The organism is Paenibacillus sp. SORGH_AS_0306 (assembly GCF_030819345.1).
GTDB lineage: Bacteria > Bacillota > Bacilli > Paenibacillales > Paenibacillaceae > Saccharibacillus > Saccharibacillus kyungheensis.
The window spans coordinates 3,792,733-3,810,233 of sequence record NZ_JAUTBP010000001.1 but is presented as its reverse complement, the minus strand read 5'-3'; the positions used below and the strand labels follow the sequence as shown (position 1 = coordinate 3,810,233).

The window sequence follows — 17,501 nt, the reverse complement described above, 5'->3', positions numbered from 1 at the left end:
ACTCCTATATTCATATGTATTTCCAAAAAGAAGGCTGTTATAGCCTTCTTTTTTTATGTAGAATAGAGAGAGTTGAGTCCAAGTAGGATTTGATGGTACGATTTCTATGAAAGCCAGATAGATGGCAAAGGAGAGTGGCAACCGTTGAACGTGTTAGGTGAGGCACTCCGTATGATAGGCGGGGCTTTAGGGGCGCTATTAACACAGCCTTTTTATTATATATTTTTAATCGGTGTTTTGTTGCATTACAGACGTCAAGGTATTCTTGAACGTAAATTATTTAATATTCGTATTTATGTCTATGCAGGTCGTGTATTACGTACAGTGATTACAGGAATTATTGTCGGATTACTGGTATCGATTGTGATGGCATTTATAGGTATACATATACAGACAGAAGTTATCTGGTGTATAGGAACAATTTTGATTCTATTATCCGTATTCCGTCTGCGTTATGCTCATATAACGATGGCTTTGGCTGTACTTACGCTCATTTATATGGTGTTGCTCTCTTTACCGTCATGGCAACCTATAGGTTTTATCGGACAAGTGATAGAGAGTATTCGCAATGTAGATTTGCCTGGATTGTTAGCCATCTCGGTATTATTACAATTGATTGAAGCAGTATTATTCCGTATGCAAGCCACTCGTTTTTCTTCTCCAGTTGTCATTGAAGGCAAGCGTGGTAAGCCTGTAGGGGCCTATGCAATAGAAGCATTCTGGCCGATTCCTTTATGGTTATTTATCCCTTCCACCGGTGGTCTTGTTCTGCCATGGACACCGCTTCATGGAGCAGAGTCATGGATAAATGGTGTATCTTTAACAGCATTACCGGTGATGATCGGTTGCAGTATATTAACACAGACCCATTTGCCACAAGTCAAAGTGAATGCGATAGCCAAGCGATTATTACAGAGTAGCTTTATTATGATCGTACTTGCGGCTTTGGCACTGTGGTGGGCGCCTATCGCTATCCCTGCATTAGTGATCGCTGTAATTTTACGTGAATGGATTATGTATGTGAGTAGACGAGAAGAGTCGCAGCAGAGCCCATTATTTATTCGTGGATTACGGGGACTTAAAATACTAGATGTTATCCCAGCTAGCCCGGCGGCAGAGTTAGGTATTACCGCAGGGGAAAGTGTATATAAAGTGAATGGACAGTTGATTCAAGATCCACAATCATTACATGCGGCATTACGAATCAATCCAGCTTTTTGCAAATTGGAAATATTAAATATTCAGGGCGAAAGTAAATTTCTACAACGAGCGATCTATGCAGGAGATCATCATCAGTTAGGCATGATTTTTGCACCGGATGATCAAGCTGTTATCTCTCCAGATATTCAGCGTTTATCGGTCTGGCATCTGGTCACCAAACCTCGTGTACACAAGTTAAACAACAGTTATCAGGAAGCGGATGCGACATTATTGCTAGAAAGCAATCTGGCTACGGAAACAGAAGTGCCTGAAGAGCCGATTGAACTGACTCCCGAGTATATCGAAAAGCATGGATTACCCAAGCGTCCACGACGTAAGTGAGTACTATTCAGTGCTGTAGTGTTAGGACGAGTCATTGCTTTACAACATAAGTAAGTATTTGAATATCAGCTAAAATAAATTATAAAAAAACAAAAAGCACTCAAGTGTATCTGCTCCTCTGTTGATAGAGAGTACACTCGGGTGCTTTTTTGAATTCAAAAATTGATATTCAAGTCTTACATTAAAGCCTACCTATCACATGGTATTGAAAATACGAATGCTATTACTTAATCGCTCCTATTAGTCTTGCAACTGACGTAAAACGATAATTTCTACACGGCGATTTTTTTGACGGCCTGCCGCTGTTGAATTATCTGCGGTTGGACGTGTATCTCCATAACCTGCATATTGAAACTTCGATTTGTCTAATCCTTTAGTATCAATAAAATAACGTAGAACAGACAATGCACGTGCGCCCGACAATTCCCAGTTATCTTGATAACGTGAGGCATTCACAATAGGTAAATTATCGGTATGTCCTTCAATACTGACTGTCGTATCAATAGATTGGAATAAGCTAGATAATTGTGCAAGTGTTGCTAATGAAGGTGATTTGAGATTCGCTTGACCTTCGTTAAATAAAAATTGATCACTGAGTGTAATAGAGATCCCTTGCGGTTTGTCAGCGACAACGACTTGATTGCCTAGATTATTGGTTTTGACATACTTTTGGATCACACTCATTAGATTCGCTAATTCACTTTCTTGCTTACGAAAAGCTTCTTCGCGATTGGTCAGTGTAGTTGCTCCGCTTTGTGTATCTTTACCGCCTGCATTGCCTGCTTGATTACTGGTCGAAGTAGAACCGCCGTTACTTGTATTTTTGCCAGCGGTTCCTGTGATACCTTTACCGCCATCTAGAATCGAATTATCGCTTTGGAAAGTAAGTTGTAATGAATCAGTCAGCACCTGATACTTGGCAGTATCTACATGACTTACTGAATACATCACAACAAAGAAGATCAGTAACAACGTAATTAAATCAGCATAGGTAATCAGCCAACGATCTTGCTGATTATGTCCAGTGCCTTTTTTACCTCGCCGAGAATAACGTGCCATCGTTATTCCTCCCCTGTTCTAGCTTCACGAATAAGATTTCCATTGTTCTCAGGCAAAAACGTTTCTAACTTTTTACGTACCAATTGAGGATTTTCGCCATTTTGGATCGATAACACGCCTTCTAATAACATTTCCATCGTTTGAATATCAAGCTCGCTACGAGAACGGATTTTGGAAGCGATCGGTAAAAAGATGAGGTTGGCACTAGCAACACCATACAAAGTCGCTGTAAAAGCAACAGCAATCGATCCACCTAATCCGGTAGGTTCGCTAAGACTACCTAATACTTGGATAAGACCCATAACGGTACCGATAATCCCCATTGTAGGTGCATACCCACCAGCAGAATCGAACACTTTAGCATATTGTTCATGTTCTAATTCTGTTTTGGTCATTTCCAGTTCAAGAATTTGTTGAATCACTTCACGATCTGTCCCATCGACTACTTGCTGAATACCTTCTCGTAGAAAAGGATTATCATGAGAAGAAGCTTGAGGCTCAAGAGCCAGTACACCCGCCCGGCGTGCATGTGTAGACATATTAACAATATCTTCAATCAATTGCTCATTATCAGTACCACCTGTTGAAAAGGTGAAAGCAATCGCACGCGGAATTTTTTTTAATCGTGCTAATGGAAAGCTGATTACAACAGCCGCGGCTGTTCCTCCAAATACGATCAATGCCGCAGCACCTTGAACTAGCCCGCTCGCATCGCCGCCTTCCCATAAAAAGCCCCCAATCAATGCAGCAAGCCCTGCAATAATCCCGATAATCGTTGTTAAATCCATTCATTCATCTCCTGTTCTGGGTATGGGGAATAACCGTAACTATAACGATTTACATGAAAAAAGTTAAAATTTCAGTCGTGTTTCAATTGCATAAACGCAGTAGGAGGAGTATAATATAAGAACAAACATTCCTATAGCGGTATATTTTTGCTGTGCTATAGAACTGATAATCTACAGACAACTTATTATAGAATAATTAACCAAAAATGAGATTCGTCAATTCATGGTGTGCCACCATCGTACATGTTGGGTAAAGTATAATGTATTCGGCACTTTGATTAACGGTCTCTTTTGTTATTATCGGGCATGTGTAATTTATATTTTAGACGATAGGGTGATGCAGGGCAATGAATGATATTGTTGTCAGCTCCAAGAAATTTGAAATACAGTCGGAATTCTCTCCTCAAGGCGATCAGCCTCAAGCGATAGATGAGTTGGTGAAAGGTATAGAACGAGGAGAAAAGTATCAGACTCTTCTCGGGGCAACCGGAACAGGTAAAACATTTACAATGGCACAAGTGATAGCCAAGTTGCAACGACCTACACTGGTTATTGCACATAACAAAACACTAGCGGCTCAATTAGCAGGGGAATTTAGAGACTTCTTCCCGAACAATTCAGTCGATTATTTTGTAAGTTATTATGATTATTATCAACCGGAAGCGTATATTCCGTCTTCAGATACGTATATTGAGAAAGACTCCAGTATCAATGAAGAGATTGATAAATTACGTCACTCCGCGACCAGTTCATTATTTGAACGTCGTGATGTTATTATCGTAGCGAGTGTATCTTGTATTTATGGTCTAGGTTCACCGCAAGATTACGGTGGATTGTTATTATCACTCCGTGTAGGTATGGAGAAGTCACGTAATGAAATATTATCTCGGTTAGTGGATATTCAGTATCAACGTAACGATATTAACTTTGTACGGGGTACTTTCCGTGTACGTGGTGATGTTATTGAGATATTCCCTGCTTCACGCGGAGAACAAGCAGTTCGTATCGAATTGTTTGGTGATGAGATTGAACGTATCACTGAGATTGATGTATTAACAGGCGAATTAGTCGGTGAACGTGAACATATTGCTATTTTCCCGGCATCTCACTTTGTTACCAAAGAAGAGACACTCAAAGTAGCACTTAAAAATATCGAACGTGAACTCGAAGAGCGACTCAAAGTGTTAAATGAACAAGGTAAGTTGCTAGAAGCACAGCGTTTAGAGCAACGTACTAATTATGATCTTGAAATGATGAGAGAAGTTGGTTTCTGTTCCGGGATTGAGAACTACTCTGGTCCTCTGACTTTCCGTGAACGTGGAGATACTCCTTATACATTAATGGATTATTTTCCAGACGATATGTTGATCGTTGTCGATGAATCTCATGTGACATTACCGCAGATTAGAGCGATGTATAATGGTGACCAGGCACGTAAAAATGTTCTGGTAGATCACGGATTCCGTCTGCCATCTGCGCTTGATAATCGTCCACTGAAATTTGAAGAATTTGAAGATAAAATCAATCAGATTGTGTTCGTATCTGCGACACCAGGTCCTTATGAACTGGAACACTGTCAAGAAATGACACAACAGATTATCCGTCCAACCGGACTACTTGATCCGATCATTGAAGTGCGTCCAACCAAAGGACAGATCGATGATATTATTGGAGAAATTCGGTTACGTATTGAGCGTGATGAACGGGTACTGTTAACGACCCTGACGAAGAAAATGTCAGAAGATTTAACCGATTATCTCAAAGAAATAGGAATCAAAGTCAGGTATCTGCATTCGGATATCAAAACACTGGAACGGATGTCGATCTTACGTGATCTACGTCTAGGTACATTCCATGTGCTTGTCGGAATTAACTTACTCCGGGAAGGACTTGATTTGCCTGAGGTATCTCTGGTAGCGATATTGGATGCAGACAAAGAAGGATTCTTGCGTTCAGAGCGTTCATTGATTCAGACAATTGGTCGTGCCGCACGTAACTCGGATGGTCGAGTCATTATGTATGGTGATCGTATAACTGATTCGATGCAAAAAGCGATTTTTGAAACAGAGCGTCGTCGTAGTATTCAGGTTGCTTATAATGAGGAACATGGCATTACGCCGCAAACGATCCGTAAAAAAATACGTGATGTTATCGAAGCGACCAAAGTGGCTGAAGGTAAAGCAAGTTATATGGAAGAGATCGGCAAAACAAAACTTTCCAAACGCGATCGTCAAGCATTGATTAGTCGTCTTGAACTGGAAATGAAAGAAGCAGCCAAAAATCTACAGTTTGAACGTGCTGCTGAACTTCGAGACGCAGTGCTTGAACTGAAAGCTGAATAACAAATAGTTATAGTTAATAACAGATCGATATCGTTGGCGATCATCAATTATTTAATAGATAAATAATGAAGGTTGTTAAATATCCTGTGCTTGATGCAGTGATGTTTGGCAACCTTTATCATAGCTTGTAGCTAAATTCGATACATGCTCAACTAGAGATGTTGATATACAGAAGTGTAGCAATTACTCCGGAAGCACCGGACTTGGAGGTTGGATTATTTGGCAAACAAATTTATTGAGGTTAAAGGCGCACGAGCGCATAATCTCAAAAATATTGATATTAGTATCCCTCGCGATAGCTTTGTTGTATTAACAGGGTTAAGTGGATCAGGGAAATCTTCACTTGCATTTGATACGATTTATGCAGAAGGTCAACGTCGTTATGTCGAATCATTATCTGCATATGCTCGTCAGTTTTTGGGACAAATGGAGAAACCAGATGTCGATTCGATTGAAGGACTATCCCCTGCAATATCGATTGATCAGAAAACAACCAGTCGTAACCCTCGTTCTACTGTAGGGACAGTTACCGAAATTTATGATTACTTGCGTCTTTTGTTTGCGCGTGTAGGTCATCCTCATTGTCCTGTGCATGGAGTTGAGATCACTTCACAAACGGTAGAGCAAATGGTCGATCGTATTATGGAATATCCTGAGCGTACACGTCTACAGATTTTGGCACCTGTTATTTCTGGACGTAAAGGTGAACATAAAAGCATTTTCTCTGAAATCTCCAAGCAAGGTTTTGTACGTGCTCGTGTCAATGGTGAGATTAGAGATGTATCAGAAGATATTCAACTGGAAAAAAATAAAAAACATACGATCGAAGTGGTAGTTGACCGTATCGTAGTCAAAGAAGATGTAGCAGCTCGTCTAGCAGATTCAATTGAGATGGCTTTGAAAATGTCTGGCGGTCAATTGCTAGTAGATATCATTGATAAAGAAGAACTTCGTTTTAGTTCGAATTTTGCTTGTCCGATCTGTGGATTCAGTATGGAAGAGTTATCTCCACGTATGTTTTCGTTTAACAGCCCGTTTGGAGCTTGTACCGAATGTGATGGGTTAGGTATACGTATGGTAGTCGATCCTGATTTGTTAATTCCAGATAAAAGTAAAACGATCGATCAAGGTGCTTTTCAAGCATGGAGCGGTGGATTATCGAACTATTATCCGCAATTTCTCAAATCAGTCTGTGAACATTACAAAATTCCGATCGATGTACCTGTGTCTGAGTTAACAGAACAGCAGATCAATATTATTTTAAAAGGTTCAGATGGACAAAAGATTCGTTTCCGTTATGAAAGTGACTTTGGACAGAAAAAAGAAGCTCAAGTCTTGTTCGAAGGTATTATTCATAATTTGGAACGTCGTTACAAAGATACATCTTCAGATAGTATGCGCGAATATATCGAAGGATTTATGAGTGCGAAGCCTTGTCCAGTATGTAAAGGCAATCGTTTGAAAAAAGAAATTCTTGCGGTTACTGTCAATAAGGTGAATATTTCTGAAGTAACAGCGATGCCAATTGGTGAAGCAACTACCTTTTTTGAAAATCTAGTGTTGAGCGAAAAAGAGCAAAGTATTGCTCGCTTGATTTTGAAAGAAATCGGCAGTCGTTTAGGATTCTTAGTGAATGTAGGACTAGAGTATTTAACAATGGCACGTGCAGCAGGAACGTTGTCTGGTGGTGAAGCACAGCGTATTCGTCTAGCGACGCAGATCGGTTCCAGTCTGACCGGTGTACTTTATATTCTGGATGAGCCAAGTATTGGATTACATCAACGGGATAACGATCGTCTGATTCACACATTAGAGCATATGCGTGATCTAGGGAATACGTTAATCGTGGTTGAGCATGATGAAGACACCATGATGGCGGCAGATCATATTATTGATATTGGACCAGGAGCAGGAATTCATGGAGGTCATGTGATTGCAGAAGGAACACCTGCTGAGATCATGGCACATCCTGATTCGCTGACAGGTCAATATTTAAGTGGGCGCAAATTTATTCCTGTACCTGCGAAGCGCCGCGAAGCAAGCGATCGTTGGTTAGAGATTCGCGGAGCCAAAGAAAATAACCTTAAAAATGTAAATGTTAAATTTCCAATTGGATTATTTACAGCTGTTACAGGGGTATCCGGTTCTGGTAAATCGACATTAGTAAATGAAATTCTATACAAAACACTAGCTCGCGATCTTAACAAAGCTAGAGTTCGTCCGGGTGAATACCGTGAAATTCGTGGATTAGAGCATGTGGATAAAGTAGTAGATATCGATCAATCTCCTATCGGTCGTACACCACGTTCCAACCCAGCAACGTATACAGGCGTATTTGATGATATTCGTGATCTGTTCGCTCAGACCAATGAAGCCAAAGTACGTGGTTACAAAAAAGGTCGCTTTAGCTTCAACGTTAAAGGTGGACGCTGTGAAGCTTGTCGTGGAGACGGTATTATCAAAATCGAAATGCACTTTTTACCAGACGTGTATGTTCCTTGCGAAATCTGTAAAGGCAAACGTTATAACCGCGAGACACTTGAAGTGAAATATAAAAACAAAAGTATCTCTGATGTGCTTGAAATGACCGTAGAAGACGGCGTAGACTTTTTCCAAAACATCCCGCGTATTCAGCGTAAAATGCAGACGTTGTTTGATGTAGGTCTAGGTTATGTGAAGCTAGGTCAACCGGCAACTACATTATCCGGTGGTGAAGCACAACGTGTGAAATTGGCTTCTGAACTTCATCGTCGTAGCACAGGTAAAACGATCTATATTTTAGATGAGCCAACAACAGGACTACATGTAGACGATATTGATCGTCTATTAACCGTACTTCATCGTCTGGTCGATTCCGGTGATTCCGTACTGGTGATTGAGCATAATCTGGATGTAATCAAAACAGCAGATTACTTGATCGATCTTGGTCCAGAAGGTGGTAGTGGTGGTGGTACGATTCTAGCATCAGGTAGCCCGGAACAACTGGTGAAGGTGAAGAATTCGTATACAGGTCATTATCTCAAACCTATTTTGGAAAGAGATACACAGCGTAGTCGTGAGTTAGAGAGCAGTCAGGTGTAACATTAGCAGTAGCAATAATAGCCAGTACATGTTGAATAGTTCGATGTATTCAGATGTACTGGCTTGTTTTTTGCCTAAATATCCTTATATTTACCAATGAATATGCAAAGATAGTTCTTCATGGCAATTGTGTCATACCTGTGCATATGCTACATTGGAATCAGACTATTTTTCCTACAAAATGACAATTTTACAGGAACGTATACGCAACTATAGAAAGGCTGGATGAATTTGAAATTATCCCGATCCAAATTACCTGCACTTGTATTATTAACTTCTGTGTTGATGTTACCGACACAACAATCGGTATGGGCATCGGATACAAGCGACGCTTCAAGTTATACATATTCCTCTCCAAAGTTTGCAGCTTCTACAACAAGTAATATTTCTAAAATTATTGCTCGTATTTCTCCTTCTGTAGTAGGTATTGTAGGTACCCCTACAGCTGAAGCTATCGCTTCGGAAGGTGGTTCTGAAAGCGAAGAGCCGGGCGGAACAGGCATCGCTTTCGGTTCTGGTGTTATTATTTCATCAGACGGTTGGATTGTAACGAATGCCCATGTGATTGACAGTATGGAACCTGGAGCTAAAGTAATCACATCGGAAGCCAAAGGAAACAGTAAAACGTATCTGGTGAAAGAAATTTACAGCGATACTGTCAGTGACCTAGCTATTATCAAAATCAATGCTACATCGCTAAAAGTTGCTTCTTTTGTATCCAGTAAAGAGCAACCGGTAGTCGGTGAACAAGTAGTGGCTATTGGTACACCGTTATCACTATCCCTACGTAATTCAGCAACATCTGGCATTATTAGCGGTGTGAATCGTGCTGTTGATGCTTCGTACAAATTGCTTCAAACCGATGCAGCGATCAATCCAGGGAACAGTGGCGGCCCATTGGTCAATATGGATGGCAAAGTGATCGGGATTAATACGATGAAATATGAAGCACTAGGCGTAGATAATCTCGGATTTACGATTCCAGCAGATACCGTTCAATACATTATTGGACAGTTATTCAAATATGGAGAAGTTCATCGTGCTTCCTTAGGGTTGGATTTTGAAGAAAGTGAAGATGCACTTAGCGGTATGCCTACTGATGATGCGTTGACAGTAGGGAAAGTGAATTCTAAGATTGCAACCAAAGCAGGCATTAAAAAAGGCGATATTCTATACAGTATAAATGGCAAAAAAGTACACACTGTGGTTGACCTTAACGAAATTCTCAAATCGTATGTACCAGGGCAAACGGTCAAACTGGTCATGCAATCCAATGGCGATATTATTAATCGTCAAATTAAATTAAGTAAAGAATAATCAGCTGTAAGCCTATCGTATGAGGAACATCCCGATAACAGATATAACACTATCAGTCAGAAATCGCTGTTGGAATTTCCAACAAGCTTGTATACAGAAATGAGGAGCTTGAATGAGTAAGTGGTTGCGGATTACCGCTTCAAGTCTACTGGCTATTATGCTTGTGTTGACAACCGTCTATGCAACAACAGGAACAGCATCGGCAGCAGCACTATTGGAATTGAAGATCAAAAAAGGCAGTACATCTGCAACGATCAATGGTCAAAAGCAAAGCATCGTCAAACCTTACGAAAGTAATGGAATCACGATGGTGCAATTAGGGCTATTTACACGTGCATTCAAAGCACAGGTGAAGTTGCAAGAAAATGATTCGATCAAGTTGATATACGGCAAACGTACACTTTCGATGACAATTGGTAGCAAAAAAGCATATTTAAACGGTTCTACATTCACACTTGATGCAGCTCCTGTAATGAAATCAGGTATCTTAATGGTTCCTGTTCGCTCTGTAGCGAAAAGTATCGGTGCGAAGTTCAAAGTGGTATCCGGTCAAATGATTATTACAGCCGCACCTGCAACAACGGATTCGAGTAAAGATAAATCTAGTCATGCTGGTAAAACGAAAGTCGGAAATAGTAAATATCAATGGTCGATCAATTACCCGAGCGATTTGATGTATCTGGGTTCTCAAAGTAGTGAGAGTGCCACTTTTATGGATAGTGAAGGTAACTATTATTTACAAATTTCTGTCGATCCAGAAATTGCTTCCGCAGATGAAGCGAGTGAAAGTGATCCGCAGGATTTGTTAGACGACTTGGTATTGTATGCGCAAGATGCTGGCGAAATGGTAGTTGATCAAAAAGCCGTTTCCAGTAGTAAAGGCAATTATGCTTATATCATTTCCAAAAATTCAGATGGCATTTTGTCAGAAACACGTATTTATACTGGTAATGGACATACGTATTATGTTTTCTATGCTAATTCGGAAGCTTCCAGTTATAAAGATTTTACTGATAAAAAGGTTACTTCTTTACTGAATTCGTTCCAAACTTCTTTCAATAGTGGAGATAAAGCAATCGAAGATCTAGCCAGTGAAGCAGACAGCGCAGGTTCAGAAAATACATTAGAAGCTAGTGAGTATGGCGTCTATATGGAACTTCCATCTGATTTCACAGCTAGTGAAGATACAACCGATGCTTCTGCCAAAGATGGTTCGTATGTGTCTGTTAATGTCTATAGCGCACCGTCAGGAAGCACATTAGCCGATTGGTTACAGAAGATTCAAGGCTGGTTTGTAGACAATTTCAACAGCGATGCTTATCGTGATCTGGGTAGCGAGCAAAAAGAAATTGCAGGACAAACAGCAACTGTCAACAAATTAGAATACAACTTTGGAGATGCTTGGACGACTGAATATGAAGTATTATTCCAAAAAAATGGATATCGCTATTATGTAGAATATAGCACTCCATCGGATAAAGCTTCGAAAGATGCAGATTTCAAAGTGATCACAGATTCCTTGGAACTTGATTTCCCTACATTGGAAGAAAACTTTGGATCGTTACCGATTGATTACTATTCGCAAGATCGTAGCAAAGTAACCACGCACACATCCAAACTTAATCATTACAGTATACAAGTCCCTCGTCATTGGACAAGTACTGATAATGATTATGAATCGTCTTACGTGTATTTTTCTCATACAGGTGGATCATTCAATATTTCAACCAAAACAACAAGTTCTTTGGAAAAAGCAGTGACCCAATGGAAAGCCACATTTGAAGGTTCAGGAGATAACAATGTATATGGCGTAGAATTATCTGAAGGCACACCGACTACATTTGCAGGTGTACCGGCTTATACATTTACAGCCAATTATCCAGATGCGACTCATCCTTATACAGGAACGTATACGTTATTCACTCAAGGCAAAATCACTTATATTTTAAGTGATGAAGTCAATAACGCCAATAATACACCTGTTCATCAAGCAGAGTTAGCTAAGGTATTAGCTTCTTTTCAATTAACAGCTAATTAAATCGGTCTATAAGAACAGAGCTACCTTTACCGGTAGCTTTTTCTTATGAATAAAGATGAAAAAAGATCATGATTTTCATTGAAAATTCAAGCAATAAGGTAGATAGACGCTCTTCGGTCTGTTACACTGGAATTAGAATAAATTTAAATCATCGTATCTGTTGATATACATGATCGCATGATCAATATTAAAAAGTGTTGCCAATGTTATGGCAATCTAGGAGGATATAAACTTTACATGAGTGATACAGGGTTACGAAGAGAAGACGTGGAGCTTTTAGCACCTGCGGGTGACTGGGACTGCATGCGGGCGGCGGTAGCCAATGGGGCAGACGCAGTCTTTTTTGGCGTGGAGAAGTTCAATGCACGAGCGCGTGCCAACAATTTCCGTATGGATGAATTGCCTGAGATTATGTCGTTTTTGCATAGCTATGGAGTCAAAGGGTTTTTAACCTTTAATATACTGGTATTTGAAAATGAATTATCCGATGCTCGTGAATTGATCGATGCTTGCGTTGTGGCAGGTGTAGATGCAGTTATCGTACAGGATTTGGGATTGGTTAAAATGATTCGTGAGATTTCACCAGACTTCCCGATTCATGGTTCGACACAGATGACAATTACATCACCAGAAGCAGTTGAATTTACGAAGCCATTTGATATTGAGCGTGTAGTACTTGGACGTGAAAATAACCTTAAACAAATCAAAAAAATCGGTGAGCAAGCACGTTTGCCAATGGAAGTATTTGTTCATGGAGCACTATGTGTATCGTATTCCGGTCAATGTCTAACTTCTGAAATGTGGGGCGGACGTTCTGCGAACCGCGGAGAATGTGCACAAGCTTGTCGTTTGCCATATGATCTAATGGTGGATGGAACGCAGAAGATTATGGGAGACGTAACGTATTTGCTTTCTCCTAAAGATTTGGCGGCTATCGATATTATGCCTGAGTTAATTGAAGCAGGAGTGACTTCTTTCAAAATTGAAGGTCGTCTCAAAACGCCTGAATATGTAGCCAACGTTGTGAGCAAATACCGTAAAGCGATCGATCGTTATTTTGAAGGTGATCGTGATTCGATTACACGCGAAGATATTCGTGAATTGGAACAAAGTTTTTCTCGTGGATTCACCCATGGTTTCTTAGATGGAACGAACAACAAGAAATTAGTAGACGGTACATTCCCAAAAAGCCGTGGTGTTTATATGGGACGTGTCGAGCAGGTATTACGTGATGGCGTAGTCTGCCGCTTAGAAGCACCGCTCAAACGTGGAGACGGTATTGTATTTGATGCTGGAGATCCTACGCAAAAAGAGCAAGGCGGACGTGTCTATGATCTACGTCGTAAAGGCGTGAAGATCGAAGGCGAAGCTGATGAGACATGGATGGTTGATATTGTTCCAGGTCGTAACGATGTGAATCTACATCGTGTACATGTCGGTGATAAAGTATGGAAAACCAATGATCCTGCGCTCGACAAACGAATGAGACAAAGCTTTGATACCGAGAAGCCTTATCGTGTATTCCCTGTTCATGTCAAAGCTGTAGGGCATGTAGGACAGCCTTTAGTCACATGGTGGACAGATGTACAAAAAGGTGTCACTGTACGTGTCGATTCTGAAATGGAACTAGAGATTGCTGCTAAACGTCCAATGACTTCTGAATTACTGGAAGAACAATTTGGTCGTCTGGGAGGCACTGTTTTCCAATTGGATCAATTAGAAGTGCAATTGCATGGTGATATTATTATCCCGATGCGTGAATTAAATAATATTCGTCGTCAAGCAGTAGAACAGCTTGCTGGAGAGCGTCCGAAGCCACCTGTGTATATTCAACGTGATATCGAAGTGTACGGTGATTCTGTAGCAGCCTCTGCGCCTGTTCAAGGTACAGCAGCAACATTGACAGCATTGTGCCGTAGCGTAGAGCAAGTGGAAGCAGCACTACAAGCTGGAATCGAAATGATCTATGCTGACTTTGAATTTATTAAGCAATTTCCTGCTGCTGTTGCCGCTGTACGTGCAGCCGGTAAAAAGATCGCTTTAGCGACACCGCGTATTCATATGCCTGGTGAAAATGGTTACCATGCGAACATTCTGCGTCTCCAACCGGATGCAGTGCTGGTGCGTAATACAGGAGCATTGTATTATTACTTGAGTCGTCGTCAGACACATCCAGAAGAAAATCATCCAGAATTAATCGGAGATTTCTCTTTGAATGTAGCAAATCACAAAACAGTAGATCTATTTTTAGAAGCAGGTGTTGACCGTATCACACCTTCATACGATCTCAATATTCAACAAATGGTTGATTTGCTCAGTCGTACACAGACTTCTCAGTTAGAAGTCGTTATTCATCAGCATATGCCAATGTTCCATACCGAGCATTGTGTATATTGTACTTTCCTTAGTGAAGGCACAGACTATACGAACTGTGGTCGTCCTTGTGAAGAAAAACGTGTTTCGTTGCAAGACCGGATTGGTATGTCTCATCCGGTACGTGTAGATGAAGGATGTCGTAATACTGTTTATAATGCGATTGAACAATCCGGTGCTGAATACTTAAGTGATTTCCTACAATTGGGAGTGCCTAGTTACCGTATTGAGTTCCTTGAAGAAACGCCAGAGCAAGTCACAGAAGTGATCGAATTGTATACCAAAGCATTACGTGGTGAGATCAACGGTACCCAAGTATGGCGTACTTTGAAAGCTACTAATCAGCTAGGTGTAACCCGCGGACAATTGGTCAAATAATCAGGAATGTATATAGATATAAGAAAAAGAGAATGCGCTAAGCATTCTCTTTTTTTATGTCCTAGTGGACGATCGTTCATCTACAAATAGACTGATAATTTTGCTGATTTTGCAATTATTATTTTTCCACATATATTGCGGATGAAAAGGTTCTCATAATGATTTGTGATCAGCCATGTTGAGTCGTACATATAAATTAAGGGTAATTTGCATAAGCAATGACTTTACTGTCGGTGAAGTCAAATGAAAGAAATGGTCTGATAAATTCAGGCGATTTACACATAATGAAAAGCAAGCCAATCACATAATTATTCAATTATTGTTTAGGAGAGGGGATTCAATGAGTAAAATTATTTTTGTATCCAACCGTTTACCTGTAACTGTAAAAAAAGGTGAAACAGAGATTGAATATAGTAAAAGTATAGGTGGACTGGCTACTGGTCTGAAAAGCTACCACGAACAATCGGATAGTCTATGGGCAGGATGGCCTGGAGTAGCACAAGACGATCTTAACGAAGAAGAAACACAAACGATCAATAGTGAATTGCAAGAATCATATAACTGTTTACCGATCTTTTTGTCAGAACAAGAGATTGAGCAATATTACCATGGATTCTGTAATGAAACGATCTGGCCGTTGTTCCATTATTTTAACGACAAAGCAGAGTACAATACAGAGACATGGGATGCTTACAAAAACGTCAATCAGAAGTTTTTTGATGCGTTAGAGCCTGTGATCGAACCAAATGATACGATCTGGATTCATGATTATCAATTAATGTTACTTCCACAGATGATCAGAGAAAAATATCCCGATACTCGGATTGGGTTTTTTCTGCATATTCCATTCCCTTCATTCGAAATCTATCGCCTGTTAATCTGGCGCGAAGAGATCTTGCAAGGATTATTGGGAGCTAATCTGATCGGATTCCATACTTATGATTATGTACGCCACTTTTTAAGTAGTGTACGTCGTATTTTAGGTAAAGAACATAACTTGTACAAAATCAACGGAGAAACACATACTGTGCAAGTGGATGCTTTCCCGATGGGTATTGATTACGACTACTTTGCAGCACCGAATCAATCTCAAAATTTGTCCTCAGAAGCACAAGAATTTATCGAAAGCACAAAAAGTGTACAAAATATAATCTCGGTCGATCGCTTAGATTACACCAAAGGGATTCCAGACCGTATTAAAGCGTTCAAGCAATTTCTGGCGCAATACCCGGAATACCATGAGAAAGTACGCTTAAACCTTATTGTAGCGCCTTCTCGTGTCGGTGTAGAAGCATATGATTCGCTAAAACGTGAAATCGAAGAACTGGTTAGTGAAGTGAATGGTAAATTCGGTACACTGAGCTGGATGCCAGTCTGGTTCTTTTTCCGTACATTTACGCAAGACGATCTTATCGCTTTCTACCGCAATAGTGATGTGCTCTTAGTAACTCCACTACGCGATGGTATGAACCTTGTAGCCAAAGAATATATCGCTTCTCGTACTGATTACAAAGGTATGATTGTTCTGAGTGAAACAGCAGGAGCAGCGAGTGAGTTGGGCGAAGGCGTTATCGTGAATCCGAACGATTACGGTGAAATTGCAGCAGGTATCAAAACAGCACTTGATATGCCAGATCATGAAAAAATCGAACGTAACAAAATGCTACATGTTCGTCTTTCCCGTTATAATGTGAAATTCTGGGCAGATGAATTCCTGGTAGCTCTTAAAAATACAACTGAAGAGCAGACGCCTACTCGTCCACTTCTGAATCTCAAATCTGGATATTCAGATATGGAAAAAGTGTATAGCGATTCAGAGAAACGATTACTGTTCTTAGATTATGACGGTACATTGGTAGGATTTAAGCCTACGCCAGAACAAGCGAAGCCAGACGAAGAGCTGAAGCAGTTGCTGGCTGATCTATGCAAAGACCCTCGTAATACAGTCGTTATTATTACAGGACGAGATCGCTTTGTAATGGAAAAATGGCTAGGTGATCTGGATCTTCATATTATCGCTTCTCATGGTCTGTGGTTCCGTAAGCCAGGAGCAGACGAAGAGTGGATGATGACTGTCAATGTAGACAACGATTGGAAAGATACGATCCGTCATATTTTAGAGAAGTATACAGATCGTACGCCAGGATCGTTAATTGAAGAAAAAGAATACTCGTTAGCATGGCATTACAGACAGTGCGAACCTGATATGATCGGACTCAAACGCGATGAGCTTAAAGAAGCGTTGTTGTCGATTACCAATTCGATGAGTATCGGTGTACTAGAAGGTAATAAAGTGCTAGAAGTGAAAGATAACCGTATTAACAAAGGACATGGAGCGCATTTGTTGCTTCGTGATCAAGAATATGACTTTATTTTGGGTGTAGGCGATGATACAACAGATGAAGATTTGTTCTCAGCGCTTCCAAAAGATTCATATTCCGTCAAAATCGGAACAGGCAATACACATGCTAATTACCGTTTGAAATCGGTAAAAGATATGCGTTTATTGCTCAAACGATTAGTTACACAAAACAAACAAGAAGTATAATATATAATCTATAGATGCAATCAAGCATAGAAAAA

Annotated in this window: 9 protein-coding genes; 7 read left to right on the top strand and 2 right to left on the bottom strand. The window is 40.3% G+C overall.

Translation table 11 applies throughout. The features are described 5' to 3' along the window. Nucleotides 1–150: 150 nt before the first annotated feature. Entirely contained in the window at nucleotides 151–1,542 is a 1,392-nt protein-coding gene (locus tag QE450_RS16805) for a PDZ domain-containing protein (protein WP_373462050.1), read from the top strand. 240 nt (nucleotides 1,543–1,782) lie between these two features. Here QE450_RS16805 and QE450_RS16800 read toward each other — a convergent pair whose 3' ends face one another. Both QE450_RS16800 and QE450_RS16795 read right to left on the bottom strand, forming a co-directional pair. Continuing rightward, the gene (locus tag QE450_RS16800) at nucleotides 1,783–2,601 is read right to left on the bottom strand and encodes a flagellar motor protein MotB (protein WP_273613713.1); all 819 of its coding nucleotides are present in this window, start codon (nucleotides 2,599–2,601) and stop codon (nucleotides 1,783–1,785) included. 2 nt (nucleotides 2,602–2,603) lie between these two features. Beyond that, on the bottom strand, nucleotides 2,604–3,389 hold the full coding sequence (locus tag QE450_RS16795) for a flagellar motor protein (protein WP_273613712.1): 786 nt from the start codon (nucleotides 3,387–3,389) through the stop codon (nucleotides 2,604–2,606). A gap of 347 nt (nucleotides 3,390–3,736) precedes the next feature. On the opposite strand from QE450_RS16795, the gene uvrB reads away from it, so the two are divergent. From uvrB to QE450_RS16765, 6 genes are all read left to right on the top strand, one after another. Then, nucleotides 3,737–5,731: an excinuclease ABC subunit UvrB gene (gene uvrB, locus QE450_RS16790; RefSeq protein ID WP_273613711.1), complete on the top strand. Its 1,995-nt coding sequence runs from the start codon at nucleotides 3,737–3,739 to the stop codon at nucleotides 5,729–5,731. Nucleotides 5,732–5,950: 219 nt separating this feature from the next. Beyond that, nucleotides 5,951–8,812, top strand: a complete 2,862-nt coding sequence (gene uvrA, locus QE450_RS16785; RefSeq protein ID WP_273613710.1) for an excinuclease ABC subunit UvrA — start codon at nucleotides 5,951–5,953, stop codon at nucleotides 8,810–8,812. A gap of 231 nt (nucleotides 8,813–9,043) precedes the next feature. Continuing rightward, complete coding sequence (locus QE450_RS16780) at nucleotides 9,044–10,129, top strand: S1C family serine protease (protein ID WP_307300721.1); 1,086 nt, start codon at nucleotides 9,044–9,046, stop codon at nucleotides 10,127–10,129. A 112-nt stretch (nucleotides 10,130–10,241) separates the two neighbouring features. Further along, nucleotides 10,242–12,167 (top strand): stalk domain-containing protein, encoded by a 1,926-nt coding sequence (locus QE450_RS16775; RefSeq protein WP_307300719.1) that lies wholly within the window; start codon nucleotides 10,242–10,244, stop codon nucleotides 12,165–12,167. 237 nt (nucleotides 12,168–12,404) lie between these two features. After that, the gene (locus QE450_RS16770) at nucleotides 12,405–14,918 is read left to right on the top strand and encodes a U32 family peptidase (protein ID WP_301263833.1); all 2,514 of its coding nucleotides are present in this window, start codon (nucleotides 12,405–12,407) and stop codon (nucleotides 14,916–14,918) included. 340 nt (nucleotides 14,919–15,258) lie between these two features. After that, a complete protein-coding gene (locus QE450_RS16765; protein WP_273613706.1) occupies nucleotides 15,259–17,466 on the top strand; it encodes a bifunctional alpha,alpha-trehalose-phosphate synthase (UDP-forming)/trehalose-phosphatase in 2,208 nt (735 codons plus the stop codon). The last annotated feature ends 35 nt before the right edge of the window (nucleotides 17,467–17,501 follow it).